This window comes from Maribacter arenosus, from assembly GCF_014610845.1.
Lineage (GTDB): Bacteria > Bacteroidota > Bacteroidia > Flavobacteriales > Flavobacteriaceae > Maribacter_A > Maribacter_A arenosus.
In genome coordinates, this window is record NZ_JABTCG010000012.1 from 1 (window position 1) to 26,801 (window position 26,801).

The following is a 26,801-nucleotide window of genomic DNA, read 5'->3' on the forward strand; positions in this document are numbered from 1 at the left end:
TGGGTCAATGGGAAAAAGTCATGGTTAATCGTCGCTGGTGTCCAACCGGGACTTGTGGTATGGCAGGTAACACAATCGGTTGAGAACCCTGATGTTGCATGGTTAGGGTCGCTGGTCTGGTCATAGTCGCTTTGATGGCAACTGACACATTCCGGTGAAAGCCCCGCGTAGGTCCCATTGGTATGGCATTGGGTACAATCCTGAATATCGTGGCCTTGTGTCAATGGGAAAAAGTCATGGTTGATTTCGGCAGGTGTCCAACCGGGACTTGTGGTATGGCAGGTAACACAATCGGTTGAAAATCCACTGGTCTGGTGGTTTGGATCTTGGGTTGCCATATAATCCTCCTGATGGCAACTAACACATTCCGGTGAAAGCCCCGCGTAGGTCCCATTGGTATGGCATTGGGTACAATCCTGAATATCGTGGCCTTGTGTCAATGGGAAAAAGTCATGGTTGATTTCGGCAGGTGTCCAACCGGGACTTGTGGTATGGCAGGTAACACAATCGGTTGAAAATCCACTGGTCTGGTGGTTTGGATCTTGGGTTGCCATATAATCCTCCTGATGGCAACTAACACATTCCGGTGAAAGCCCCGCATAGGTACCATTGGTATGGCATTGGGTACAATCCTGAATATCGTGGCCTTGGGTCAATGGGAAAAAGTCATGGTTTATACTTTCGGAATCCCAACCAAACCCGAGCGGATTATGACACTCAATACAATTTATGGAATACCCCGCAGTTGTATGGTTAGGGTTCTGTGTACTTGCATAATCATCTTGGTGACAACTTATACAATCGTTTCCGATCCTATCAAACCGCAACGAAGTTTCTGAGGTATGGCATTCCACACAACTCAAGTTACTGTGCGAACCTATCAACGGAAATCCGTTTGCTTCATGCAGTTCAGGAATATTATCAACCAACCAGGTTTCAGAACCGTGGCATTGGGCACAGTCATTCCCAACGGACTGACTATGTACATCGGTATGGCATGAGGCACAGTCCATGGGTGCTTGGTCAAAGATCAACGTACTGTGACATAATTTACAATCGGTCTGCTGGTGGGTGCCTTCCAATTGAAAGTCGGTCTTGTCATGGTCGAATTGTATCGTTTGGTAGTTCATGCTCCATCCCGAGGGATCATGGCAACGAACACAGTCCATCTTCAGCTGTTCACCATGCGGTGATTGGCCAAGGACAGGAACGATTCCCATAAAGAGAAACACGATTATAAATGACAGTCGATACATCTAAACTTTTGTATTTTATACACTACTTCAATTTCCCCCTCTGCATTGGCTATCTCGTGACAGGCGCTACATTGGATCTTTGCATGCTCTCCTTCCAGCGGAAAATCGGTCAGTTCATGATTGAACGTTTCCGGAAACCAGCTACTGGTAACATGGCATCTCATGCAGTCGGTTACGCCGTTGATCGCGAAGGTTTCGTCATGTTTATTCTCATGACAGGAAATACACTTTGTATCCAAATTAGCGAATTTCTGTTCGCTATTTGCTTTATTATCAGCTATTTCGATGAAATGACATTCCCTACAGGAAACATCGGTATGTTTGCCGGTCAAAGACCATTGGGTCTGGTTATGGTCAAAATCAACGGTCGTCCAGGCATCGTTGGCGTGACATGCCGTACAATCATCTTTGGGGTAATACTTTTCACTGATGTAACCCTCATGTATATCTAAATGACAATCGACACAGGTCTCACCTAAATTCCTGAACGTCCATTTTTTATCGTCCTCACTGACATGACAGGCAAAACATGGGGTTGCAATATGAGCCCCTTCAAGGGGAAATTCAGTTTCTTGATGTTGTTCCAAAGTATACAGACTATAATCGAAACCTTTTTCCAAAGAATGGCATTGCACGCAATCCGGTGACACGCCGTTTTCTTTAAATTCACCCTTATGGTAGTCATCATGGCAATTGGTGCAGGCAGAAAAATCGATGGGTGTGGTAAACCTTTTTTTATGGCATTGTTTACAGTCTACCTCAATATGTTTTCCTTCTAGCGGATAATCGGTCACACTATGATCAAAGAAATCCATAGAACGCAACGACAAAAAACTACTCTCTTTATGGCATTTTACACAATCTTGGCCAAAATTTCCGTTGTGAACGTCCTCGTGGCAACTCACGCAACTGTTTTCATTGAAATTTCGTTGGTCTTGTAATACTTTTAGGGGATCACTATTACTCGCATGACAAGTGAAACAATCGACTTGGTTATGACTGCCCCTAAGTTCAAACCTGGTTTGGTTATGGTCAAACGAACCCATACCCTTAAAATCGTTGAAAGATGTTTCGGTATGGCATTGGGCACATTGGCCAACTAATTGTTTATTATGTGGGTCTTCGTGACAAGAAACACAATCATTAAATGCCAAATCAGTGAATTCTTGGAATTCCTTGCCATTTCGTATGGTGACCTGGTGGCATTCCTTACAATCTACCTCAATATGTTCACCCTTTAAGGCAAAATCGGTTTTATCGTGATCGAATTTGGAAGCCGGTTCAAATGAATTCATATCATGACAATCAACACAGGTGTTTGATAAGGTTTCTTGGTGATAATCATCATGACAGGAAAGGCAGGTTTCATCCAATCCCAAATAGGTGTTCTTTCTTTTTCTTATCTCAGCATCGGCAATATTTTCTGAAACGTGGCATTTTCTACAATCTACCTCTTCGTGGGCTCCTTCGAGTACATAGCCTGTTTGGTTATGGTCAAAAGCATCTTCGTCTAGATGTATCATATCGAATTTTCGGCCATGATGATCGCTATGGCATTCAAAACAATCTTTTTTTATAACATCTGTTTGACCATGTAACCCCTGTTTTCTATTCACCAAGGTTTGAATTTCTTTATGGCATTCCAGACATTTCCGATCAGAGACCTTATCCCCCAAGTCGTGGCACTGGGTACAATTGCTCATCCCTTCCAATTCGGCATGGGCTTCAGATAGGTCACCAGGGGATATTTGTCCATGTGAAAAGGTTATGGACAGAAAAAATAAAAATAAACTATGTTTAAGGTTAAGTCTCAACGCTTTATCAGTGTTTTTTCATAATATGTCCATGTCGTTTGGTGATTTCAATACCTGCATTTTGCAAAAAGCTAGTGGGGAGTTCACCTCCTGCGAAAATATATACCAAGTCATTTTCAATTTCAATCTCGTCCGTGTCCGTTTTTAACAGAATGCTTTTGTCATTAATAGAAAGTAAGTTGGAATTGTAAACGACCTTAATAGATTGATCAGTGATCGCTTCCTCGATCTTATCCCTATTTTTTGGTTTTAACCTTGAAAATTTGTCTTTCCTATAGGACAGGATGACGTCGTTGTCATCCTTAAGGAGCAAGGCGGATTCTATGGCAGAATCGCCACCACCAACAACGATTATTTTTTTGTCCGATATCTGCTCGGGTTCTAATAAACGATAGGCCACCTTCTGACTTTCTTCTCCTGGGACCCCTAATTTTCTGGGCGTTCCCCTCCGACCTATCGAAAGAAGCACTTGGTTGCAAAGATATTCCTTACCTGTATTTGTCGTTATTTTAAAAACATCATCTTCTAAAGGAACAATACTTTCTACTTTGGTATGCTCATGTATTTCCAGATCGTGTTCGGAAATAACCTTCTTCCATAACTGTAATAATTCATCTTTGGAGGTGTCATATAATTTAGCCTTACCGTAAAGGGGAAGATCCATGGGTGCCGTCATAACGATTTTTGACCTAGGAAAGGTGTAAACCGTTCCGCCTAAAGAGTCTTGCTCCAAAGTAATGGCAGATAACCCATATTCTTTGGCAGCTAAAGTGGCTGAAATTCCTGCGGGTCCTGCTCCGATAATTACCACATCGAAAACAGTATCCTTTGATGGTTTTTTGTTTTTGGCGATGCTTTTCATGGCCTGTTGCCCCTGCTCCACACTATTCTTGATCAAGCCCATACCACCTAATTCCCCAGCGATATACATGCCTTTGATATTGGTCTCGTAATCCTCGCTCACATGCGGTAGGTCAACCCCTCTTTTTTCGGTGCCTATGCGAAGTGAAATGGCCTCTACAGGGCAATCATGAAAGCATGCTCCGTGACCTATGCAATTCGAAGTGTTGATTACCGTTGCGATTCCATCAACTATACCTAAAATATCTTTTTCTGGGCAAGCCTTAATACAGGCACCACTGCCAATGCAAGTGTTCAGGTCTATATGGGGGTAAAGGGAAACAGGTTCAAATAAACCTTCTTCCTTGGCGACAGCAACCTTTTTTACGGTTTCAATCGTCTTTTTATTCTTTTTTCTGAGATAGAAGAATATCGTTATGGCACAAAGTAGGAATACGATGCCATAGACGAACAGTTCTTCCAAGATCACTTCTTCCATCAGAATTTGTGTTAGGTTGTATTATTTAAAACAACTGAAATAGCTTAAACCCTACTAGGTTAAAGCCGCACTTCTTCCCTTTTTAAAAAATCCATTTATAGCCAAAGGCCAAGGTCACCCCGATATGTATGACAACAATAACCAACATAATAAGCGCAAATGGCATATGAACAACATGCCAATATTTAAAGAGTTGTTGCATTTTCGATAGTCTCGCAATTTTTCTGGAGAGCGAAATCTCATTCTTTACCATCTTGATGATGCTGTTCCTATCCTCTTTAGGTAAATCCTTTCGATTAAGGACTTTCCTTAGATAACCTAATTTTTTACTATTGGCCGTTGTGTTATCTTCACTCATTAAATCTGAGATTATATCGAGCGTGTTCGATTCCAATTTGAATTTTTGGTGAAGTTCCACGGCCAAATCCGTCTTCATTTCCTTAAGTTCGTTCATGGTCATTTGCCTACCCTCAATGGTCTTTGGAATTTGGTTATAAATGAACCTGCCCACGATACCGCTCAAAACCACGGCGACCATACTCCAAAATGCAATCGAGACAATACCGCCAAACTTAAAGGCGGTATGGAATAAAACCAATATGGGGCCTAGTGTACAAAGGAAAATATGGAATTCCAATAAGTATTTTAATCGAATATATTTCGCCAAAAAATTATATCGCTTTCTTGCGATATAGATGACGACACCAAAAAGGATCATCAAGGTTCCAAAAATACCAAGCCCCTGCCCATAAAGGCCACTTGGTTTGAACCAATTATGTCTGGGGTGATAAAACCTTTCTTCCAAGGCAGTATTGTAATAGGTGAATCCTATATAAAATAAATAGAGAGTCACTACCAAGGTAATGGCGACCATAGTTACGATATAGGCGGTATGCACAGATTTGTTCAAAACTTACCTAATTAGTTGATCCTGTTTAGCTTAATAGTAGAAACGAAGATTTTAATGAATTATTGGGAAACTGGAAGGCATTTCAGTTTTTAACAAAATTCCCTTAAAAGGTTTAAAATGCAGGGTAATGCCTATAAAATTTTCGACTATGGTTATTTTTATGATTGTTTACTGAGATTTTTTCTAGTGAAATTTTGCGATTATAAATCTCAGTGCATTAGTGCCTTTTCTCCAAAAGTCCGTCAGAAAGAGGGAAGGGTAGGTTCTAAATTTTGATAGATATAGTTACGCAGGTATGACAATTGGTGTGTTTAGGGAATCTTTTGGCCACAAGGTGGGACTGGTTCCTTCGGTAGTCGAAAAATTGATTAAAAGGGGATATACGGTGCTTGTTGAGAAAAAAGCTGGTAGGAAAGCATATTTGGCAACTGCCGAGTTTGAAGAAGTGGGGGCAAAAACCTCTATAAGGGAGGATATTTTCAAGGAATCCGATATACTTATCTCCTTTTTACCATTATCAGATGACGAAATTAGCTTCATACAACCTGGCTGCATTTATATATCCCATTTTAAACCTTTTGTTTACAAAAAAGTGACCCAAAAGTTACAGGAACAGCAAATATGGGCATTTAGTTTAGATATGATACCAAGGTCCTCCATAGCCCAATCTATGGATGCCTTATCCTCGATGTCATCCATTGCGGGGTATAAGGCTGTTTTAAAAGCTGCCGATTTATTGCCCAGATATTTACAAATGATGATAACCTCCGCTGGAAGTATAAAACCGGCCAAGGTTTTTGTTATTGGCGTAGGGGTGGCAGGTTTACAGGCCATTGCAACGGCAAAAAGACTAGGAGCAATTGTTTTCGCTATGGATACGCGACCTGAAACGGAAGATGAGGTCAAAAGTCTTGGGGCCAAGTTTGTAAAAGTAGAGGGAGCCAACGAGCCAACTGAGCAGGGTTATGGGGCGCCACAAAGTCCTGAATATATTGAAAAACAACGCAAGATGATTTACGATATGGTCGTTAGCTCAGATATTGTAATCTGCGCAGCAACGGTAAGGGCGGCACAAGCCCCTGTAATCGTTACAAAGGAAATGGTGGAGAATATGCGTAGAGGGAGTGTAATTATGGATTTGGCATCAGATGCCGGTGGCAATTGCGAGTTGACACAGGACGAAAAGACCATCACCCATAATTATGTACGTATCGTGGGGGATTCCAACCTTTCCGATGCGGCAGTAGTTGATGCCTGCACTCTTTTTGCCAATAACGTCTACAATTTTCTAAAATATATCACCAATAAGGAGGATTTACAGCTTCGTACGGATATGGAAGAGGATGAGATATTTTCATCTTCCTGTATCGCTAGACCTCACTAAACTATTGACAATGAATGAAATAATAAATTTCTTTGAGCAAAATATAGAAATTATTTACCTACTGACCTTTGCAGTCTTCCTTGGTTTTGAGATTATCTCAAAAATCCCGACGGTATTGCATACCCCATTAATGTCCGGTTCAAATGCCATCAGTGGGGTAGTACTTATCGGAGCCATTCTGGTCATTAGGGTTACAGAGCCTACCAATTATTTTGCGCTGATTATGGCAACGTTGGGAATTGTACTAGGTACTATTAATTTGGTCGGGGGATTGGCTGTTACAAGTAGGATGTTGGAAATGTTCAATAAGAAAAAAAAGTGATATAGTGAATATAGTTATACTCGATGGCGTATTGTTCGTTGCGTCAGTATTATTGATCATTGGACTACGGAAATTATCGCATCCGGATTCAGCTAGTAACGGGAATCGTCTGGCTGCAGTGGCCTTGGCTTTGGGCGTTATTGTCGCTCTGGTCTATCCTCTGGAAACCCAGAATAACAATTATATATATATTGTTGCAGGTATTTGCATAGGAGGTATTATTGGCATTATTTCGGCCAAAAAAGTCCCCATGACAGCCATGCCCGAAATGGTTTCCTTGTTCAATGGTTTTGGAGGATTGTCGGCAGCCCTTATTTCATTGGTCTGGTTGGTGAATAATCATTTTGTTAGCGAAGCCACAGAACTGGGAATTGTTTTGTTCAATCTTTTTCTTGGCCTTGTTGCATTTATAGGAAGTATGGTAGCCTATGGCAAACTGAGTGGTTCGCTAAAGGACGAACACCTAAGAATACCCTATAGTACCATATTGAATAGTCTTTTATTGATAATTGCCATCGTATTAATCATTATTTTCTCATATTCCGGTCAACTCAGTATATCCCAAACGGTACTTTTTTCTATACTTTCTTTGTTGTATGGAATCACCTTTGTCGCACCCGTAGGCGGTGCCGACATGCCAGTTGTCATCGCTACCCTTAATGCCTTAACAGGAATAACAGCAGCGATATCCGGGGTCATTACCGATAATAAATTAATGCTTTTGGGGGGTGTCCTTGTCGGATCTTCGGGTATTATTTTAACCCTTTTGATGTGCAAGGCCATGAACAGATCCGTCATAAGTGTGTTTTTCGGTAATTTTTCCGGCGCCAAAGAGGCTGGGCAAGAGGTCGAAGGAAATGCTAAGGAGATATCGGCTTCCAATCTGGCCATACAACTAGCTTATTCCCAAAGGGTGTGTATTATTCCTGGATATGGAATGGCTGTTGCCCAAGCCCAAAAAGTAGTTAAGGAGCTTGAGGAGATTTTGGAAGGTAAGGATGTAGAATTCAAATATGCCATACATCCGGTGGCCGGTCGAATGCCCGGTCACATGAACGTTCTATTGGCAGAGTCGGATGTTTCTTATGATAAATTGCTGGATTTGGACGATGCCAACACCTATTTGGAATCAGCCGACGTTGCGATTGTGGTCGGTGCCAATGATGTGGTTAATCCGTCTGCCTTGGATGATCCTGGAAGTAAGATTTATGGTATGCCTATTCTAAATCTATCCAAAACCAAGGCCGTCATCGTACTTAAACGAAGTATGAACCCAGGGTATGCAGGCATACAAAATCCATTATTCTTTAAGGATAATACCAAAATGCTTTTCGGGGATGCTAAAAAGAGTATTGAAAAATTGTTAATGGAATTAAAAGTTGTTTAATACTCTTATTAGCAATTTATTACCTGTTTCTACTCATTTAAAAGTATAAATAATTACTAACTGAATCAACACCTATCTTATTCTTGCAAAAAACAGATACGCCACGAGTATTCCAGTAGGCAGTTTGACGAAAATCTTCTGATTCCCACGATACCAAAATATTCGGGATTCTGATATGTAATAATGCCATTTCCCATTTCCAAAGTAGTCAGTGGATTACTATAATGTAAAAATCGTAGGTATGATATTATAATTTTCCAATATGATAGAATATTTATATTTGGGTGAACCTATATTGTCGATCAGTAGCCCTATATAGCGTATTTTAACAACCAAAAATGATAAGAATCAACCTAATTCCAATATCTTAGTAGCGTGATTATTGGGGATTCAACAATAATGCTGTTTAAATGGATAAAAAGTGAAAAACATCTGGTTTGGCGCTATTTTAACTTTCCATACTTCTTAAAAATGCACTTGAATTGGATATTTTAAAAAAATTACATCGGGAAATAGTCGCTTTATCACCGGAAGATAGTTTTTTGGTGGAGGATCGTACCAAGGAATATTTTGATTATCCTATTCACTATCACCCGGAGATGGAACTCAATTTTGTGCTTAATGGAAAAAATGTCCGTCGCATAGTAGGGGATAGCATGGAGAATATTGATGATATAGATCTGGTTCTGGTCGGGCCCAACCTGCATCATGTTTGGGAGCAACACGAATGTTTGAACAAAAAGATCCGGGAAGTCACCATTCAGTTTCACAATGACCTTTTTGATGAAATGCTTTTAAATAGACGTGTTATGCGCCCTATTAAAGAAATGTTCAATAGAGCGTCCCATGGGATTCTATTTTCAAAAGAAACCTCCCTTTCCTTAAAAGAACGGATATTAAAAGTGCCAAAAATGGGGGGTATGGACAATTTTATGGAACTTCTTTCTATCCTATATGACCTTGCAATTTCGAGAAATCAAAGACTATTGTCAACCTTAAGCGTTCAGCCCGACAATTTTGAGAATGGTAATAAAATCAAAGTACTTTATGAATATGTGCAAAATAACTACTCTAAAAAAATAACGCTTAGCGAGGCTGCCGCACTTGTTAATATGAGCAATGTCTCTTTTAATCGGTTTATTAAAAAAAGAACGGGTAAAACCTTTGTCGATTACCTAAATGAAATTCGAATAGGATATGCGTCAAAATTTTTGATAGAGAAGGATCTTAGTGTCTCTGAGATAGCCTTCCTATGCGGCTTTAATAGTATTGCCAATTTTAATAGGGTATTCAAGAAAAATAAAAATAGGACACCAACCCAATATAGGGATGATTATTCAGGACTTAAACGGGTACTTTGATCATTGATAACACGCTGTTCTATCAGTCTTTTCTTAAATGTAGTACTTAGGTGTTTCGATGAACGCTTTGGGCTTCTTTTAATATGGTGATGATTTCTATCAATGCCCGACTATTGTGATAGGGGCCTTTCCAAGGCCCTACCTTGTCTTCGGTAGTATAGGGGACACCCTTAGCATCTACCCTAAAAAACCATTCACCATTTTCATGGTCAATTATATGTTTGTTTATAAACTCCCAAACTTGGTAACCAATATTCAAATAAGTGTCTTCATGTGTAATTTTCCATGCATAGGCCATACCTACCATGGCTTCAGCTTGAGGCCACCAATGCTTATCCCTATCCAACTTCTTTAGTTTTGGATCTATTGCATTGAACACCCCAAAATCGGTATCTAAAGCTTCTGCGATAAAGGTATTCGATATCTTTATCAGCAAACTGTTTGTTTCGTTTAAAAAGGAGGGGTCTTTCAGTATTTTCGCACCATAATTCAAGAGCCATGCCGCTTCAATATCATGACCAAAAGAAATCTCGGAGGTTATGACTTTCCAATCCATGGTGAAGAACAATTTCAAATGGTTGGTATCATCAAAGATGTGGTCTATGAATAACTGAATTAAATGTTCCAATGATTTTCGCACATTTTGATCCTTAGTAACCTCAAAAAGGGTAGTATAAGCCTCGAGAACATGCAAATGTGTGTTCGTTGTTTTGGGGGCATTGAGATCTTTTTCACTTAATCTAAGATCTTGTATCGGCTCCCATCGCTCATCAAATGCCTCGATATAACCGTTATACCTAGTATCAAAGGCTCTTTTTTCCAACAAGTCGAATAAGCCCATGGCCCAATCAATGGCCTTTTTGTTTTTGGAATATTTGTAGTATTCGGCTAAGGCATAGATGCTAAACGCTTGGGCATAAATCTGTTTTCTTTTATTAGTGGGTTTACCGGTATGGTCAACTTCCCAATAAACACCACCGAAACATTCATCTCTAAAGTTTTCGTATAAATATTCAAAAGCCCTGTTACACTCCTCATCAAACCTCTTATCCGCATAAAAATTATTGGCCTTTGAGAACGTCCAAAGCAGACGTGTATTTAAAATGACTCCTTTAGGCGCCTTTTCAATCACATGGTTCTTATGGTCTATACGTCCTAAAAATCCACCGAATTCATGGTCCAAAGTATTTTTTTTCCAATAATCAAGGATATTTTCCAATTCCAATTCCAATTTTTTGGAAAATTCTAAAGAGTGGGTCAATGGCATGATCGGGTATTTGGTTATGATATGTTTAATATAGTCCGTTATTTTTTTCGATCAAGTCCATAATACTTTCCACGGAACCTTTGGAGGTAAGCCTGTCATTTGGGGTGTTCTTACAGTAATCCACTAAAATATCAACGGTCGATTTGGCAACATGCATACGGGTATCCGATGAGGCATAGTAAATATATACGTCGCCATTTGCATCAGGAATCCATCCATTTGAAAAAAGAACGTTTCCAACATCACCGATGATTTCCTGATCATCTGGAGCCATGAAATAACCTCCAGGTTGATGTATGACCTTGGTAATATCCTTAAGGTCGGTCATGAATAGGTAAAGAACATAGCGTAACCCGGCAGCCGTATTTCGAACGCCATGGGCCAAATGTAACCAACCTTCCCTAGTCTTAATAGGCGATGGACCTTGACCATTTTTCAACTCATACACCGTATGGTACACTTTGGGATTGATTATGACTTCATGTTCTACTTTTGGATGCAGCATATCGTCAATATATCCTAGACCTATTCCCCCACCGGTACCGGTCTCGATAAAACCATCTTGGGGTCTCGTATAAAGGGCATATTTTCCGCAAACAAATTCTGGATGTAAGGTTACATTGCGTTGTTGGTTTGAATCGGATATCAAATCGGGCAAACGCTCCCAATCCAAAAGGTTTTTTGACCTAATGATACCAGCGTTGGCGATAGCCGATGAGGTATCTGCATCAGGCGTTTTGGGGTCTTTTCTTTCGGTACAGAAAATACCATACACATACCCATCTTCATGCAATGTAAGCCGCATATCGTAGACATTCACATCAGGATTTTCAAGCTGGGGAAGTAACAAAGGCTTTTCCCAAAATTCAAAATTGTCGATTCCGTTTTTACTTTCTGCAAATGCAAAGAACGATTTTCTATCTTTTCCTTCAACCCTTACGGCCAAAACATACTTATCGTTCCATTTAATGGCGCCTGCATTAAAAGTGGCGTTAACCCCAATTCTTTCCAAATTATATGGATTTGTCAATTTATTTAGGTCATAGCGCCAATGTATGGGTGCATGTGCAGCCGTTAAAATAGGGTATTGGTATTTTATGAACAATCCAGAATTATGGGGTATTGCTTTGTTTTTTCGCTGGATTAATTTCTTATGGTCACTGAATAATTTTTGCAGGATTTTCATATGGTTCGGGTTGTGTGGGTTATAATGCTGTTTTAGTCAGGGTTATTAGATTCATTATTTCTTCTACGCGTTAATTCAGAATTGATCTTAACCATAAACGTATCATCAAGCTTATAGAAAATCATGAAAATGGCAGATAATAACGCCCCAAGGGCGGGTAAGATGCTCATCATTAACCGAATACCGATTTTGGCCTCTGGGGTTTGGTCCATATTGGCTTCAAAACCATAAAAGGCCAAAATCCACCCCGTGAGGGCACCTCCGAGTGTCCAACCCATTTTTTGTGACATGGAAGAGGAAGAAAAAATCAATCCCGTTGCCCTTCGACCCGTTACCCATTCAGAATAATCGGCTATGTCTGCATACATTGACCATAATAAAGGGAAAACAATACCGGCACAAATACTGATCAAAAATTGGAATAAAAAGATAAAGAACAGTTGATCGGCATTAAAAAGAAAAAAGAATCCGCTCAGGATGGTCGCCATAAACATGGCAGACATAAAGGTTCTCTTTTTACCTAAAACGTCAGAGATGGGTTTTGCCAGCACCACCCCGATAATATTAGCCCCTTGTCCAAGTACCAAGTAAAGCGTGCTATATGTAATTGGAACATTCAGTATGCCTAATTGAAAGGCATCTTGAGTATCAAAATAATACTTAAAATAATAAATCGTAGATCCATCCCGTATTGAGTTGAATATCAATGTAAAGATACCGGCCCCTAATAATATAAACCAAGGTACGTTTTTGGCTAAATTCCTCAAATCAGACCACAAAGCGGTTTTTTGTTCTTTTGGTGGTTGGATCCGTTCACGCGTAAAATAAAACGTGCCATAAAAGAATAACGAGGCGATGATACCATATATGATCATGGTTTGCTGCCATCCTTTCTGCGGATTTAAAACACCTTCGTCTTGTCCCAAGAATTCCACCAAAGGTTCTGCAGTGGCCAAAACCAGAATACTTCCGGCAAAAGCAAAAATAAATCGAAATGACGCCAAGGAAGTACGATCTTTTAAATTGGAGGTCATGACCCCAAGCAAGGAGGCATAAGGCACGTTTACGGCCGTGTAAACGATCATCATGAGGCAATAGGTTACATATGCATAGACTATCTTGGAAGATGTGGCTAGATCTGGAGTCGTAAAAGTAAGTATCCCAAAAAGTGCAAATGGGATGGCCATCCAAAGTAAATATGGCCTGAACTTTCCCCATTTGGTATTGGTGCGATCTGCAATAATACCCATAATTGGATCATTGAGACCGTCAAAAATGCGGGTTACCAAGAACATAGTGCCCACGACGGCTGCCGATATCCCAAATACATCTGTATAGAAAAACAATAGGTACACACTGAACATTTTCCAGAACATCGATGAAGCGAAATCGCCAAAGCCATAACCTGCTTTCTCTTTTAACTTAAGTTTCTCCATTTTGGTTTATATATCGTTGTCTGAATGATTATTTTACCTTTTTTATTTTTTTAAGAAAAAGTACATTGGGCAAAGCCTGAAATTGTTTAAAATCCAAGCTGCTTTCTTGCCCTTTAAACGGGACATAATAATGATTCGGCCAGGCATTTCTCCAGAAAAGGGCCCATGAGATGCCCTTGTTGGCGATATTTCTATCTAGAACCTCTGTCCACCAGTTGTCTATGGTTACCATATTAAGTCCCCCCTCGGTCATAGCATATGGTTTGTTTTTTTGCTTCGCGATATTTGCTAAGAGGCCTAGATTGTTATTCAATAATTCTATATATTCTTCCGTAGTGTTTTTATGATAAAGATCAATTCCCAGTATATCGACATAATCATCACCCGGATAAAATCTTAAATATTCTTCCTTATCCTTGACAGCATCAGTGGAGTAACAATACAAAAGATTATGGACCTTGTTTTTTAGGGTAAGAAATTCAAATGTTTCTTTCCAAAGGTTTTTGAATTCCTCTGGCGTACAATTGCCATAACCCCACCAAAACCAAGAGCCGTTCATTTCGTGATATGGTCTAAAGACTATGGGAATTGATTGTCCTGATTTGGTCTTTAGACTATTAAGAAAATCCGCTACTCTGGATAGCCAACCCAAATATTTGGGATGTAATGATCCGCCTTCCAAGACTTCTGTAACGGCGGGTGATGGATCCCATGCCGATTTTTTGGTAACTGGGTTATCAGGATGCCAACTCAATGTTATTATTCCTCCTTGCTTATGGGCCTTTTTAATAAGGGTTCGCATAAGATTAAAATTGACCGTATCCAAGTTTTGGGTATGTCCCAGTTCAAGATGCCCCAATTCAAAGCCGTATACCGCGGGAAAGTCCCCCGTAACTTCATGCACATCACTTTTATAGACACTACCGTCATTCTTCCAACCCAAACCATATGCCGTAGCATCCTGATGACCAAAGGCATAGCCCGAATTGGGGATTTCCTTGATTCTCAACATCAGGTATTTGGCAGATAAATCAGCAATTTGGTCTGCCAGAACTTGCGTTCTGGAGTTCCTCATAAGGCTCGTTTTACAGGATAGGAGCGTTGAACCTAGTATGATGAAAACCAAAGACTTTAAAACTATTCTATTCATTTATTCCAATTCTGAGTATAGGGGATGTTTCTTTGAAAATAAATATAGGGAGACACTTTCGTCAAATTGAATACTATTTTGTCATAATCCAGATGAAATAACACAATGAAATGTTCAAAAAAATCTTGCCTAATTTAACTTCTTCACTAGGTTTCTTCATAGAATAATTTTTTTAGGTTCGGCCTTTACCTTATAACTACCATTATTTTGTCATAAGATTATCTTTTTGTTTCAAATTGATTTTATCCAAGATTAGATTAGCTAAAAAAAGTCGGTTTTAGTTGTTTAATTTTTAACTTGTGGCGATATACTCATTTAATTTTTTTCAAAGGGCCTTAAAAGTGAATATCTAATATGCAAATAAAGGAATCATCGGAAGTATATGATGTAATTATCGTAGGTTCAGGAGCAGGGGGTGGTATGGCCACGAAACAGCTGGCAGATGCCGGATTGAATGTGGCAGTGGTCGAAGCCGGACCTTTCTTTGATCCCAAAAACCCAGAGCAAATGACCCAACTGAAGTGGCCTTATGAATCGCCCAGAAGGGGTGCGGCCAAAACCAGGGCTTTCGGAGAATGGGATATGGCCTATGGAGGCTGGGAAATAGCGGGGGAGCCTTACACCCATACCGAAGGCACTAAATTTGACTGGTTCAGGTCACATATGCTGGGAGGTAGAACCAACCACTGGGGGAGAATTTCCCTGAGGTTTGGCCCAAAGGACTTTAAGCATAAGGATGTTGATGGCCATGGTGATAATTGGCCGATTAGCTATGAAGACGTGAAACCTTATTACGATAAAGTAGACAAATTGATTGGGGTTTTTGGCACCAATGAAGGACTTCCCAACGATCCGGATGGATTTTTTCTGCCCCCTCCAAAACCTAGGTTGCATGAATTATTCTATATAAATGGCGCCAAGAAATCCGGTATTCCTGTTATTCCGGCAAGGATGTCAATGCTTACGAAGAAAATAAACAATGAACGGGGTATTTGTTTTTATTGTGGCCAGTGTTCGCGATCATGCTTTGTTTATGCAGATTTTTCCGCAGGTAGTTGCTTAATATTCCCAGCCCAGAAAAGTGGTGGCCGGGTAAAGATATTCGTGAACTCTGTAGTTCGCGAGATAACTACGAATGAAGAAGGAAAAGCAACAGGTGTTTCCTATATCAGTAAGGATGACCGAAAAGAATATAAATTAAAGGCAAAAGTAGTTGTTCTTGCAGCTTCCGCCTGCAGTTCGGCACGTATCCTACTCAATTCAAAAAGCAAACAGCATCCCAACGGGTTAGGTAACAGTAGTGATCATGTGGGTAAATATTTGCATGATTCTACAGGTGCCAGTAGATCTGGGTTTATCCCTGGGTTAATGAACCGTAAGACCTCATACAATGAAGATGGTGTTGGGGGCATGCACGTTTATTCACCTTGGTGGGGCGATAATTCCAAGTTGGATTTCCCAAGAGGGTACCATATCGAAATATCGGGAGGTATGGGGATGCCCAATTATGGTTTTGGTTACGATCCCAACGAATTCAATAAGTTCTTTGGATTAAAAGTTGGGGGATATGGTGATCGTCTGCGCGATGATGTTAAAAAGTACTATGGTTCTGTAATCCATCTTGGAGGAAGGGGCGAGGGCATCGCCAGAAAGGACAATTATTGCGAAATAGACCCAACTATGGTCGATCAATTTGGGATTCCCGTATTGAAATTCAATTATCAATGGTCAGAGTTTGAAATTAAACAGGCCAAACATATGCAGGAAACCTTTGAAGAACTCTTACATAATATGGGTGGGGAGCCGTTAGGCGAAAAGCCAGAAAAGGATAGTAACTATGGCCTACTCAACCCTGGAGGCGTTATCCATGAAGTAGGTACGACCCGAATGGGTGATGACCCCAAAACCTCGGTGACGAACAAATACCAACAACTTCACGATGTTGACAATGTCTTTATTGTAGATGCAGGCCCTTTTGTTTCACAGGCCGATAAGAACTGCACATGGACTATTTTGGCACTTTCCTGGAGGGCTTCGGATTATATAATTGAGCAATTGAAACAGCAGAATATCTAGGCTTAACATTACACACAAAGGAATGGATAGAAGAAAAAGTTTACAGACGATTATCCTCGGGGCAGGGGCAGGGGCCACAGGGTTGGTTTTCACAGGTTGTAAAAAGGATGATCGCACTACAGTGGAGGAAAATATTGCCTCTAGTGCTGAAAAGTTCTTTGGAAGAACCCCGGAGGAGTTAAAACTCATCGAAGAATTGAATGCTGAGCAATTGTTCAATGTACATGAGATGGAAACTATTGCCATTTTAAGTACCGTTATTCTTCCTCCTAAAGAACCCCATGGAGGTCCTATTGAAGCCGAGGTACCAGAATTTATCGAGTTTATCGCCAAGGATTTCCCTGAAATGCAAAACACATTGCTCGGCGGTCTTATGTGGTTAGATCATAAAAGCAATGCCTTGTTCGGGGTTGAATTCAAATCCGCCTCCATAGATCAGCAGAAGCAGCTATTGGATACGATTGCATTTCATGATATTGAAATACCTTTGGAGAAACAACCTTTGGAAATCCAATTTTTTCACCTGATGCGTGGTCTGACCGTTACGGGGTATTATACCTCCAAAGTGGGTATTGCCGATTTGGGTTATAAAGGCAATATGCCCAATGTTTGGGATGGGGTACCTGAAGATGTACTTGAACAACATGGCGTGGCTTATGATCCCGAATGGATTGCCAAATGTGTCGATCAAAGCAAACGGGACATTACGGCCGAGTGGGATGAATTTGGAAATCTTTTAACTTAAATAATAAGAAAATGAAAATGAATTTTAAAATCGGATTCACAGTTTTGGTTTTGGTTGCCCAATTCGGAATTCATCAACTAAGTGCCCAGGAAATCGGTATTCAATTATATAGTCTTCGAAACCAGTTCAAGAACGATGTTGAAGGTTCCTTGAAAATTATTCGTGATTGGGGTTTAACAAATTTAGAAGGTGGTGGAACATATGGCCTGTCATTTGAGGAGTTCGACGGATTATTGGATAAGTATAAGTTGGATGTTGTTAGCGTTGGTGCTTCATATGATGATTTAAAAGACAACCCCGAAAAGGCCCTTGCCAATGCAAAACAGTTTGGTGCCAAATATGTGATGTGCGCATGGATTTCACATGAGGGGAACAATTTTGATATTGAAAAGACTAAAGAAGCTGTTGAAGTATTCAATAAAGCGGGTAAATTATTGCAAGAAGAAGGAATAACCTTGGCCTATCATGCCCATGGTTACGAGTTCAGGCCTTATGAAGATGGTACCTTGTTCGATTATATGGCACAAAATGCAGAATATTTCGCTTTTGAAATGGATGTATATTGGGTGCAACATGGAGGAACGGATCCCTTGGCTTTATTGAACAAATATCCAGACAAATTTGTATTATTTCACCTCAAGGATATGGAAAAGGGAGTTGTTGGCAACAATACAGGTCATGAAGATGTTGAGACCAATGTAGTATTGGGGACTGGGCAAATTGATATCTCGGGTGTTGTTAAACGTGCAAAAGAATTGGGTGTGGCAAAATATATGTTCATAGAAGATGAATGTTCCAGGGTGGTTGAACAGGTACCCCAAAGCCTTGAATATCTTAATGCGATAAAATGAGATATACTTTGCGTTGGGTTGGTTATACTTTACTGAGCCTAATTTTCATGACTCTTGGGGCCTGTGATATAGACACGAAAACTAAGAACAAAAAAGCAACGCAACCCAACATTATCTGGTTGGTGGCAGAAGATCAGTCCCCTGACTTTTTTCCGATGTATGGTGATAGTACCATATCATTACCAAGTATAGAGACCTTGGCCAAAGACGGTGTGGTTTTTGACAATGCCTTCTCACCAGTACCCGTTTGTGCCCCGGCAAGAAGTGCCTTGATAACGGGCATGTATCCCACAACTTTAGGGACACATAATATGAGGACCCACGCACCATGGCGTGGCGAGAGCAATAAACCCTATGCTGATCTTGATATACCCAGTTATTCACCCGTTGTTCCTGATGGAGTAAGAATGTTTACAGAGTATCTGAGGAAAGCGGGATATTATTGTGCCAATGGCCCTAAAGAGGATTATAATTTCGAAAAGACCGAAGCCGCCTGGGATGAAAGTAATGAGGAACGCCATTGGCGAAAAAGAAAGGAAGACCAACCTTTTTTCACCGTATTCAATTTTAGTGTTTGCCATGAATCCCAGATTTGGGAGCGTGGTAAGGATTCCTTATTTGTAGCCCCGGCAGTTGTACCTGTTCCATTATATTTTCCTGATACGGAAATCGTACGCCATGATTTGGCGGTGAATTATAGCAATCTTAAACGATTGGACGACCAAGTGGGCAAGGTCATTGCACAACTTAAGGAAGACGGCCTCTACGACAATAGTATCATTTTGTTTTATGGGGATCATGGTGGACCTTTTCCAAGGCATAAACGTTCACTATATGATAGTGGTATAAAGGTTCCCTTGGTTATAAAATTCCCGAAGAATGAAAATGCTGGTAGTAGGGATAATCGTTTGATCAGTTTTATAGATTTTGGCCCGACGGTACTTTCTTGGGCGGGTATTGAACCCCCGAAAGTGATGCAGGGTAAAGCGCAGTTTGGTCAATATGAAATCAATGAAAGCCCGGAGTATACCTTTCATTCCTCGGACCGCTTCGATGAATTATACGATCGTTTGCGTGCTGTGCGTTCCAAGCGTTACAAATATATCAGAAGTTTCAATACGGATATCAGCCATGCCATGCCAGTAGCCTATCGGGAACAAATGCCTATGATGCAAGAAATGAGAAGGCTGTATAAAGCTGATAAACTGACAGATGAACAAGCTTTATGGCTTCACCCCACAAAACCTGAAGAAGAGCTGTATGATTTAAAGAATGACCCTTATGAATTAGTGAATCTTGCCCAAAAACCGGAACTACAGGATACTTTGTTTATGATGCGGAAAGTCTTAAAAAATTGGATAAGTAGCTCCCATGACTTAGGGCAATACGAGGAAAGGGATTTGATCGAAAAATGGCTGCCCAATGGAAAACAACCCAAATTGCCACCATTGGAAATGGAAGAAAAAGATGAAGGCCTCTATTTATTCAACAAGCGATCAGACGCCACTATTGTGTGGAAGCAACCCCAAGATTCTGTTTGGGCAATTTATGATAAGCCTTTGCCTTTGGAAGTATCTTTTATTGCAAAAGCTGAAAGGATTGGCTGCAAGGATAGCGAGATTCTGTATATTGATCGTATTAGAGAACCATAAGGGATTTAGTACTTGATTCAATCCTCTAGAACATTTGATCATCGGTTAAGTTTTCAATGATGTTCTTCCAAAATGCATTAAAACTTGAATTGGGATATGAGCATAAGTACACCGTTGTACCATATTCCCTGGCATGTTCATTTGAAACCGAACCAATAATTTCCACATTTTTAAAAAGCTCATCTATATCATCCCCGAGTTCATCGTTGATATAAATAAAGTATTCAATGTCGGGATTAAATTTTTCAGGTAGCCAATACACAAAACTTTCTTGAAAGCACAAAGGTTCGGGTAAATCATATTTTTTTCCGATAACTGCGATTGCACCTGCTTGACCATAATTTTCACAGTAGATGATGCCTTTATTTTTATCAGGTATTAGGTCATAGGCTCTTTTGGTTATCACTGTGAGTTCTTCCCAGCCTAATTGGTCGGCATAATCTTGTGGAAGCGAATGCACGGTACCATCTTCAAAAGTTCTTCCCAAAAGGAGTCCATAATCATTTTCGAGGTCCTTATAATAATCAACAAGCTCCTTTTGTCCATAGATTGGAATTCCAAATGGCAATATCGGCAACGTAAGAAGCAGTAAGATTCCTGGGATGGCGATTCTAGCCAGCTTCATTTTAACCATTTTTTCGAGGGCTACAGAGCCTGCGGCGACCAACAAAGGAAAAAGACCAATGGAATAATAGCTCTTGCCCCGTAACATAAGAAGAACCACCAAAACTACTATAGAAGTAATCGCAAAAAGACGATATTTCTTTGATCGAATGAGATGGATAAAACCCAAAACCAAAAGGATGCTGGATACAAAAGACATCAGAAGCTGATCTGTCAAGAAATCAAAACGATTTACGTTTGCCAACTGGTTGGCAGAAAGTGCATTCATATGGTTTATTACAGGAAGGCCTTTTGCTAATTGCCAGAAAATGTTTGGGAGGAAAATCAACAACCCAATACCAGCACCTTTGTATAAATCGGCTTTCTTGAATATCCTTTTATTGTTTGTGGCAATCAAGCCAATGATCATTGATAAAAGTAAAAGGGCGACCAAATATTTATTGAGCAGGGCAAGTCCTGAGACCGCACCAAAGAACATCAAATATTTGTTTTCATTGGTATTGATATAACGTACGAAATAATAAATAAGCAACGTCCAAAAAAACATATCCAAAGGTACAGGCTGAAAAAGGTGGAATGCCCTCAATGATACGGGCATAATGATGACTCCGATACCCGTAATGACCTGGGCATACCCACTTCCCCCAAGTTCTTTAGCCAATCGTACCGAAAGTAGTACTATTGCTCCGCCAAGAAGTGACGGAAATAATTTTACAGCAAATAGGGAGTAACCAAAGAATGTTTTCATTAAGGATGCAAGCCAACCAATAAGCGGCGGAACAGTGGCGTAACCAAAATCGGGATGTAAACCGAGTGAAAAATAAAGCAATTCATCCCTATGGTATTCTAAATTGTCATAGACAAGCAAATGGATAATGACGTTGCTGATGGCGATTGCGAGGATCAACCAATCCACTTTTTCCCCATATGTCCTTTTCATGAAGATATTTTTTTGGTATCAAGTTGTCATATAATTCTCCTGAACAATAATAATCGTACATCGGGTGCCACTTTGCCTTTTATATCAAGTGCTTTCAATGTCAATGCAGCTCTTCCTTTTTTAAGTTTGATACGACCAAGGTCCATCGGAATAAAGTCCTTGACATACGATTCCATTCTTGGTTCACGGTCATTTTCCATTCCAGTTAATGGCGGGTTATGGGCTTTGGTAATTTTTGAGGATAATCTACTTTCACCAAAACCCAATTCAAGCCTTGAGTCCAAGCTTTCCTCCGGGCAAGTATAATACAGTTCAACCTCGAATTCCCCATCAGCCAATACCTCTATATCCCAGGTAATGGAATCTTTTTCGCTTGTCCAATTGGTGAAAAAAGTATTGTTCGGGTATTTGTTGCTACGTTTAATATGGCCATGCGGAACGCCATCCCGAGCCGGAATTTGGGTATAAGTAAAATCTGGATGTCCCAATGTAAATGGTCTTGGCTCCTCGTTATCATGGTATTTCCCCAGTTCTGACAACCAATTGTTTTTTAGTACAACCAATGAATCATGTACCACTGGCTTGCTAGTTGAAAGGTCATTAACTTGACCGGGATCAACATCCATATCATACAACCGATTGGCATAGTCCAAACGGTATTTTTGCGTTCGTATACTTGTTTTTCCCTGCCAATAATTAATGATTGGTCGCGGGTTCCAATTTGAACTATCTTTCAAAATTAGAGGTTTTAAGTCTCGACCGTCTATCTGTTTTTCTATAGGCATATCAATATTTGCCAGGCTGGCCAGGGTAGGTAAGATATCGATGGTGCCGGCAATTTGGTCAACTGTTTTACCTTTTGGGATGTTGTTTTTCCATTGCATGAAAAATGGGGTACGCACGCCGCCTTCATCGGTTGATCCTTTTTTACCTCTCATTCTGCCATTCCATCGCCAATCATTGGGCCCATTATCAGAAAGGTATATTAGTATGGTGTTTTCTTCCAGCCCTAGCTCTTTTAATTTTTGCGTTAATCTACCTACATTATAATCGATATTCTCCACCATGGCCAATGCGGCTTTGGTAAAGTTTTCGTTTTCCCCTTCCGTGCCTTGGTATTTCATTTTCAACGCTTTGTTTTCAAAGCGATTCCAGAATTCATCAGGTACCTGCATGGGGCTGTGGGGCGTATTATAAGGTAGGTAAAGGAAAAAGGGTTGATCTTGGTTTTTAGCGATAAAATCAATGCCTTTATTGGTAAGGTCATCCACTAAAAAACCATCGCCCTTCACTATGGCCCCGTTATGCTCGAGCATAGGGCTAAAATAGTTGCCCCAATGCCCTGATGCAAAACCGTAATAGTCATCAAAGCCCCTGGCATTGGGATGGTACGGTGGTTGCATTCCACTGTGCCATTTGCCATACGCTGCTGTTTTATAACCGGCGTTCTTGAATATTTGGGCTATGGTGCTTTCCTCAAGACTGAAACGTTCACCACCTTCTGATGTGGAATAGACCCCTATATGGGCTGCATATCTTCCTGTCAGCAGCTCTGCCCTAGTGGGCGAACAAACAGGTTGTACATAAAAATTTTGGAATGACACCCCATTTTGGGCCAGGGCATCTATGTGTGGCGTTGAAAGATTTGTATTCCCACTTATACTCAGGTCACCCCACCCTTGATCATCGGACATGATCAGGATGATATTGGGTTTTGGTGCTGTCGCTTTTTTTTCAGCTACTTTATCGGAACAAGAAAAAACAAGGCAAGCCAATAGAAGTATATTACCGAATCTCATATTAATCTTCCTTTACTGCTAATCCTACCATCGAATCTGCGGTACCATAATATAAAAACCATTTATCTCTAAAATATACGAGTCCTTCAATGAAGGTAGTACCTGCTTTATATTGCCCTGTTATTTCATGGGGTAAATCCGGGCAAATAAAAGGGGTTTCCAACCGGGCTAAAACTTTTGTGGGTTCGTTTTTATCAAAAAGCACTTGTCCGCCACAATAGGTGCCTTCAGCTACTTTTGTAGTAGCACCTTCACCACTTAGATTTTTACCATTATAGAGCAGGAGGATCCCATGCTCTGTATAAAGCGCTGGAGGTCCGGGTTCTGTTAAATGGCTATCAAATTCATTTAAAGAAGGTTTGAAAACATGCATTAGTTCACCGTTTTGTTCTATTACAGGTTCCCAATCGAGGCCGTCATCAGACAGGGCAAGATTCACAAAAAGTTCCCCCCAGTACATATGGTATTTTCCGTTAATCTTTTTGGCCTTTAATCTTCCTTCGATTAATTCAGTAACAATAGAACCTGATTTACTCCAAATATCCATGAATTTGCCATCATAGGCATTTTCAAAAACAGGACCATGTTTGGTCCATTGCTTAAGATCAGGTGAGCTAGCACTTGAAAGTCGGGCAACATCCTTGTTCCAACTGGTATAAAGCATAATATAGGTGCCTTCGGGCGTTTCCACAATTCGGGGATCTTCAATTCCTCCTGGTTGGTCCCATTTGCTAAATGCATCATTGTCGGGGTAGAGAACCGGTTCCGGATATTTGGTAAAATTTATACCGTCGGTACTGTAAGCAAGACCTATTCGTGACGTTCTTCCCCCTAAAATGGCAGCAGGATTATCTTCGGCCCTAAATAGCATAAAAACCGTATCGTTTCGTACTATGGCCCCAGGATTGAACACGTCCGCCTTTTGCCATTGCACCTCTTCTTTTGTTATTGGATCTAAAAAAGTATAGCTCGAATCGGCTACCATGATAGGGTTGATTTCGGTTTTATGAAACCCGAGCATCCACTTCTCTTCTGGGGAGTCACTCTTTGCTGTTGTAGTTGATTTTTCTTGTTTACAAGACACTATGCTAACTATCGCGATAAATAAAAACAGTCTTCTTAAATTCATAATCCGTATCATTTTATTTTGGTGACTTTGGTTATTAACGAAACAAAGAAATATATGTAACTTGGGTTTTTGTTTAATGATCTTTTAAAGATAAAGGAATCAAAGTATCAATTTGGGAAATGGGTAGATTTATTTTATTTATTCTGGTTTTGATTATCGGATGCAAAGAGAATACAACAAATAAAGGCAGTGAACCCCCCATCTCGGGAGTGACCGTAGATTCGGCCACAACGGAAAAGGTCATTAAGAAGAAATTAAAAACCTTTGCAGGTTTAGCGGATACTACCTTCGTGCGACTTGCTGATTATAGCGATGGTTTTTCTTATGATATGCGTTATGCAACCCCAAACAATTTTCTCAAGGCCAAGGTATACGATTGTGCCGAATGTTATATGCGCGTAAAAACGGCAAAAGCCCTTATAAAGGCCAATGAGGAGTTTAAGACCAAAGGGGTTAAAATAAAATTCTTTGATTGCTACCGGCCCAATTCCGTACAGTATAAAATGTGGAAAATAGTACCAAATCCCCAGTATGTAGCAAATCCTGTAAAAGGATCCATACATAATAAGGGTGGTGCGGTTGATATTACTTTAGTTACCCTGGAGGGTAATCCATTGGATATGGGAACCGATTTTGATTTTTTTGGAAAAAAAGCCTATCACGATAATCTTGATTTACCCCAAGAAATCCTTGATAACCGAAAATTGCTTAAAGAAACTATGGAAAAACATGGTTTTTGGTCCATTCGAACAGAATGGTGGCATTACAACCTATCCTCTGCCTCTAACGATAAGGTAGCCGATTTTAAATGGAATTGCGAATAAGAATCAGAAACATCATGAATCGAACTTTAATAATGGTCTTTTTACTATCAACCACAGTATCAACTGCCCAGGAAATCATAAAATTATGGCCGACCGATAAGATACCCAATCGCATCGTAACCAATGAACAGGAAAAACATGATGTAGAAGGAATTTTGAGAATTAGCCAAGTACAGGAACCGACGATTGAAGTCTATCTTCCTTCAAAATCGAATGCTACGGGAAAAGCGATGCTTATTTTTCCTGGTGGTGGTTATGCAATATTGGCCTATGACTGGGAGGGTACGGATATCGCCCGATTTTTGAATGGAAAGGGAATTGCAGGTATAGTCGTAAAGTATCGGCTACCTTCATCAGCGAGTCAGACTGAAAAGCATAATGTGCCCCTAATTGATGCCCAACGCGCTTTGAGATTAGTTCGTAGTAGGTCGGAAGAATGGAATATCAACAAAAATGAAATCGGGATAATTGGATTTTCTGCAGGTGGGCATTTAGCAGCTACTTTAGGCACTCATTTTAATGAAAAAGTCTACGCACCTATTGATGCTGTCGATACCGAAAGTGCCCGACCTGATTTTATGGCCTTGGGGTATCCTGTGATTACGTTTGGGGAGACGACCCACGGTGGTTCAAAGGGGAATTTAGTAGGGGAAAATCCGGATACTGGAAAAGTCGATTATTTTTCAAATGAGAAATGGGTAAGTGAGAATACTCCACCCACCTTTTTGTTGCATGCCACAGACGATCAAAGTGTTCCCGTGGAAAATAGCTTATTGTTTTATCAGGCCTTAAAAGAAAGAGGGGTTTCGGCTACGATGCATATTTACCCCAAAGGGGGTCATGGATTTTCTTTGGCGCGAAACGATGTACACCTCAGGGGATGGACGGAGCGGATGTTCGAATGGTTAGAGAGTTTGGATTAGTTTAAAGATTTCCAGAAAACATAGAAGTTAATTACCACAACTTTTATATTTTTGCAATCCAATTTCGGGATGTGGCGCAGTCCGGTAGCGCACACGGCTGGGGGCCGTGTGGTCGCAGGTTCAAATCCTGTCATCCCGACAAGCACAAAAAGTGATACCGCCATCGGTATCACTTTTTTAGTTTTTCGAAACGTGCAAAAGATATTTTGCTAAGTGGAAGGAAAACTAAAAAAGATAAGCGATAGCTTACTTTTTGTATTTCCAGCGGAAAATGTAATTAGGATTATGCAAATCCTGAATTATTTGGAAAACTAAAAAAGATAAGCGATAGCTTACTTTTTGTATTTCCAGCGGAAAATGTAATTAGGATTATGCAAATCCTGAATTATTTGGAAAACTAAAAAAGATAAGCGATAGCTTACTTTT

Annotated in this window: 21 protein-coding genes and 1 tRNA gene; 11 read left to right on the forward strand and 11 right to left on the reverse strand. The window is 40.3% G+C overall.

Annotated features, from left to right (window positions below):
* From HPE63_RS18160 to HPE63_RS18175, 4 genes are all read right to left on the reverse strand, one after another.
* Positions 1-1,220 (reverse strand): cytochrome c3 family protein (locus HPE63_RS18160; RefSeq protein WP_223198220.1); only part of this gene is annotated, 1,220 nt, incomplete at its 3' end.
* Between the two features lie 14 nt (positions 1,221-1,234).
* Positions 1,235-3,070 carry a cytochrome c family protein gene (locus HPE63_RS18165; RefSeq protein WP_188315730.1) on the reverse strand — a complete coding sequence of 612 codons (1,836 nt, stop codon included), beginning with the start codon at positions 3,068-3,070 and terminating at the stop codon, positions 1,235-1,237.
* A gap of 7 nt (positions 3,071-3,077) precedes the next feature.
* A complete protein-coding gene (locus HPE63_RS18170; protein ID WP_188315731.1) occupies positions 3,078-4,409 on the reverse strand; it encodes an NAD(P)-binding domain-containing protein in 1,332 nt (443 codons plus the stop codon).
* Positions 4,410-4,491: 82 nt separating this feature from the next.
* Positions 4,492-5,319: a hypothetical protein gene (locus tag HPE63_RS18175; RefSeq protein ID WP_223198221.1), complete on the reverse strand. Its 828-nt coding sequence runs from the start codon at positions 5,317-5,319 to the stop codon at positions 4,492-4,494.
* Positions 5,320-5,614: 295 nt separating this feature from the next.
* Here HPE63_RS18175 and HPE63_RS18180 point away from each other — a divergent pair, with 295 nt between their 5' ends.
* The 4 genes from HPE63_RS18180 to HPE63_RS18195 all read left to right on the forward strand — a co-directional run bounded on the left by HPE63_RS18180 (position 5,615) and on the right by HPE63_RS18195 (position 9,773).
* A complete protein-coding gene (locus HPE63_RS18180; RefSeq protein ID WP_188315732.1) occupies positions 5,615-6,703 on the forward strand; it encodes an NAD(P) transhydrogenase subunit alpha in 1,089 nt (362 codons plus the stop codon).
* 10 nt (positions 6,704-6,713) lie between these two features.
* On the forward strand, positions 6,714-7,025 hold the full coding sequence (locus HPE63_RS18185; protein ID WP_188315733.1) for an NAD(P) transhydrogenase subunit alpha: 312 nt from the start codon (positions 6,714-6,716) through the stop codon (positions 7,023-7,025).
* A gap of 4 nt (positions 7,026-7,029) precedes the next feature.
* Positions 7,030-8,412 (forward strand): NAD(P)(+) transhydrogenase (Re/Si-specific) subunit beta, encoded by a 1,383-nt coding sequence (locus HPE63_RS18190; RefSeq protein WP_188315734.1) that lies wholly within the window; start codon positions 7,030-7,032, stop codon positions 8,410-8,412.
* A 482-nt stretch (positions 8,413-8,894) separates the two neighbouring features.
* A complete protein-coding gene (locus HPE63_RS18195; RefSeq protein WP_223198222.1) occupies positions 8,895-9,773 on the forward strand; it encodes an AraC family transcriptional regulator in 879 nt (292 codons plus the stop codon).
* A 46-nt stretch (positions 9,774-9,819) separates the two neighbouring features.
* On the opposite strand, the gene HPE63_RS18200 is transcribed toward HPE63_RS18195, so the two are convergent.
* Genes HPE63_RS18200 through HPE63_RS18215 form a run of 4 tightly spaced genes read right to left on the reverse strand, consistent with a single transcriptional unit; the run spans position 9,820 to position 14,737 of the window.
* Entirely contained in the window at positions 9,820-11,040 is a 1,221-nt protein-coding gene (locus HPE63_RS18200) for an AGE family epimerase/isomerase (protein ID WP_188315735.1), read from the reverse strand.
* 25 nt (positions 11,041-11,065) lie between these two features.
* Positions 11,066-12,226, reverse strand: coding sequence for a glycoside hydrolase family 130 protein (locus tag HPE63_RS18205; protein WP_188315736.1), 1,161 nt, complete (start codon positions 12,224-12,226; stop codon positions 11,066-11,068).
* Positions 12,227-12,258: 32 nt separating this feature from the next.
* Positions 12,259-13,662: an MFS transporter gene (locus HPE63_RS18210; protein ID WP_188315737.1), complete on the reverse strand. Its 1,404-nt coding sequence runs from the start codon at positions 13,660-13,662 to the stop codon at positions 12,259-12,261.
* A gap of 28 nt (positions 13,663-13,690) precedes the next feature.
* The gene (locus HPE63_RS18215) at positions 13,691-14,737 is read right to left on the reverse strand and encodes a glycoside hydrolase family 26 protein (protein WP_188315738.1); all 1,047 of its coding nucleotides are present in this window, start codon (positions 14,735-14,737) and stop codon (positions 13,691-13,693) included.
* Positions 14,738-15,166: 429 nt separating this feature from the next.
* Between HPE63_RS18215 and HPE63_RS18220 the strand changes: the two genes are divergently transcribed.
* From HPE63_RS18220 to HPE63_RS18235, 4 genes are read left to right on the forward strand one after another with little or no spacing between them, the layout of a single operon-like run.
* Positions 15,167-16,888, forward strand: a complete 1,722-nt coding sequence (locus tag HPE63_RS18220) for a GMC family oxidoreductase (protein WP_188315739.1) — start codon at positions 15,167-15,169, stop codon at positions 16,886-16,888.
* A 22-nt stretch (positions 16,889-16,910) separates the two neighbouring features.
* On the forward strand, positions 16,911-17,633 hold the full coding sequence (locus HPE63_RS18225) for a gluconate 2-dehydrogenase subunit 3 family protein (protein WP_188315740.1): 723 nt from the start codon (positions 16,911-16,913) through the stop codon (positions 17,631-17,633).
* Positions 17,634-17,644: 11 nt separating this feature from the next.
* A complete protein-coding gene (locus tag HPE63_RS18230) occupies positions 17,645-18,484 on the forward strand; it encodes a sugar phosphate isomerase/epimerase family protein (protein WP_223198223.1) in 840 nt (279 codons plus the stop codon).
* Positions 18,481-20,136 (forward strand): sulfatase family protein, encoded by a 1,656-nt coding sequence (locus HPE63_RS18235; protein WP_188315741.1) that lies wholly within the window; start codon positions 18,481-18,483, stop codon positions 20,134-20,136. The genes HPE63_RS18230 and HPE63_RS18235 overlap by 4 nt, the downstream gene beginning before the upstream one ends.
* A gap of 25 nt (positions 20,137-20,161) precedes the next feature.
* Here the strand turns inward: HPE63_RS18235 and HPE63_RS18240 are convergent, their stop codons facing one another.
* The 3 genes from HPE63_RS18240 to HPE63_RS18250 are packed head-to-tail and all read right to left on the reverse strand — an operon-like array spanning position 20,162 to position 24,628.
* Positions 20,162-21,700, reverse strand: a complete 1,539-nt coding sequence (locus tag HPE63_RS18240; protein ID WP_188315742.1) for an ArnT family glycosyltransferase — start codon at positions 21,698-21,700, stop codon at positions 20,162-20,164.
* Between the two features lie 26 nt (positions 21,701-21,726).
* Complete coding sequence (locus tag HPE63_RS18245; protein WP_188315743.1) at positions 21,727-23,499, reverse strand: arylsulfatase; 1,773 nt, start codon at positions 23,497-23,499, stop codon at positions 21,727-21,729.
* A 1-nt stretch (position 23,500) separates the two neighbouring features.
* A complete protein-coding gene (locus HPE63_RS18250) occupies positions 23,501-24,628 on the reverse strand; it encodes a glycoside hydrolase family 130 protein (RefSeq protein ID WP_188315744.1) in 1,128 nt (375 codons plus the stop codon).
* 119 nt (positions 24,629-24,747) lie between these two features.
* Between HPE63_RS18250 and HPE63_RS18255 the strand changes: the two genes are divergently transcribed.
* The 3 genes from HPE63_RS18255 (at position 24,748) to HPE63_RS18265 (ending at position 26,514) form a co-directional block, all read left to right on the forward strand.
* On the forward strand, positions 24,748-25,452 hold the full coding sequence (locus HPE63_RS18255) for a M15 family metallopeptidase (RefSeq protein WP_188315745.1): 705 nt from the start codon (positions 24,748-24,750) through the stop codon (positions 25,450-25,452).
* Positions 25,453-25,466: 14 nt separating this feature from the next.
* Entirely contained in the window at positions 25,467-26,375 is a 909-nt protein-coding gene (locus tag HPE63_RS18260; RefSeq protein ID WP_188315746.1) for an alpha/beta hydrolase, read from the forward strand.
* A gap of 65 nt (positions 26,376-26,440) precedes the next feature.
* Positions 26,441-26,514, forward strand: a tRNA-Pro gene (locus HPE63_RS18265).
* Positions 26,515-26,801 lie beyond the last annotated feature (287 nt).

Excerpts from the sequence above, each read along its gene's own strand:
- HPE63_RS18225 (WP_188315740.1), top strand. The coding sequence starts at position 16,911 with ATGGATAGAAGAAAAAGTTTACAGACGATTATCCTCGGGGCAGGGGCA.
- HPE63_RS18245 (WP_188315743.1), bottom strand. The coding sequence starts at position 23,499 with ATGAGATTCGGTAATATACTTCTATTGGCTTGCCTTGTTTTTTCTTGT.
- HPE63_RS18170 (WP_188315731.1), bottom strand. The coding sequence starts at position 4,409 with ATGGAAGAAGTGATCTTGGAAGAACTGTTCGTCTATGGCATCGTATTC.
- HPE63_RS18250 (WP_188315744.1), bottom strand. The coding sequence starts at position 24,628 with ATGAATTTAAGAAGACTGTTTTTATTTATCGCGATAGTTAGCATAGTG.
- HPE63_RS18200 (WP_188315735.1), bottom strand. The coding sequence starts at position 11,040 with ATGCCATTGACCCACTCTTTAGAATTTTCCAAAAAATTGGAATTGGAA.
- HPE63_RS18205 (WP_188315736.1), bottom strand. The coding sequence starts at position 12,226 with ATGAAAATCCTGCAAAAATTATTCAGTGACCATAAGAAATTAATCCAG.
- HPE63_RS18220 (WP_188315739.1), top strand. The coding sequence starts at position 15,167 with ATGCAAATAAAGGAATCATCGGAAGTATATGATGTAATTATCGTAGGT.
- HPE63_RS18260 (WP_188315746.1), top strand. The coding sequence starts at position 25,467 with ATGAATCGAACTTTAATAATGGTCTTTTTACTATCAACCACAGTATCA.
- HPE63_RS18185 (WP_188315733.1), top strand. The coding sequence starts at position 6,714 with ATGAATGAAATAATAAATTTCTTTGAGCAAAATATAGAAATTATTTAC.
- HPE63_RS18240 (WP_188315742.1), bottom strand. The coding sequence starts at position 21,700 with ATGAAAAGGACATATGGGGAAAAAGTGGATTGGTTGATCCTCGCAATC.
- HPE63_RS18230 (WP_223198223.1), top strand. The coding sequence starts at position 17,645 with ATGAAAATGAATTTTAAAATCGGATTCACAGTTTTGGTTTTGGTTGCC.
- HPE63_RS18180 (WP_188315732.1), top strand. The coding sequence starts at position 5,615 with ATGACAATTGGTGTGTTTAGGGAATCTTTTGGCCACAAGGTGGGACTG.
- HPE63_RS18235 (WP_188315741.1), top strand. The coding sequence starts at position 18,481 with ATGAGATATACTTTGCGTTGGGTTGGTTATACTTTACTGAGCCTAATT.
- HPE63_RS18255 (WP_188315745.1), top strand. The coding sequence starts at position 24,748 with ATGGGTAGATTTATTTTATTTATTCTGGTTTTGATTATCGGATGCAAA.
- HPE63_RS18210 (WP_188315737.1), bottom strand. The coding sequence starts at position 13,662 with ATGGAGAAACTTAAGTTAAAAGAGAAAGCAGGTTATGGCTTTGGCGAT.
- HPE63_RS18215 (WP_188315738.1), bottom strand. The coding sequence starts at position 14,737 with ATGAGGAACTCCAGAACGCAAGTTCTGGCAGACCAAATTGCTGATTTA.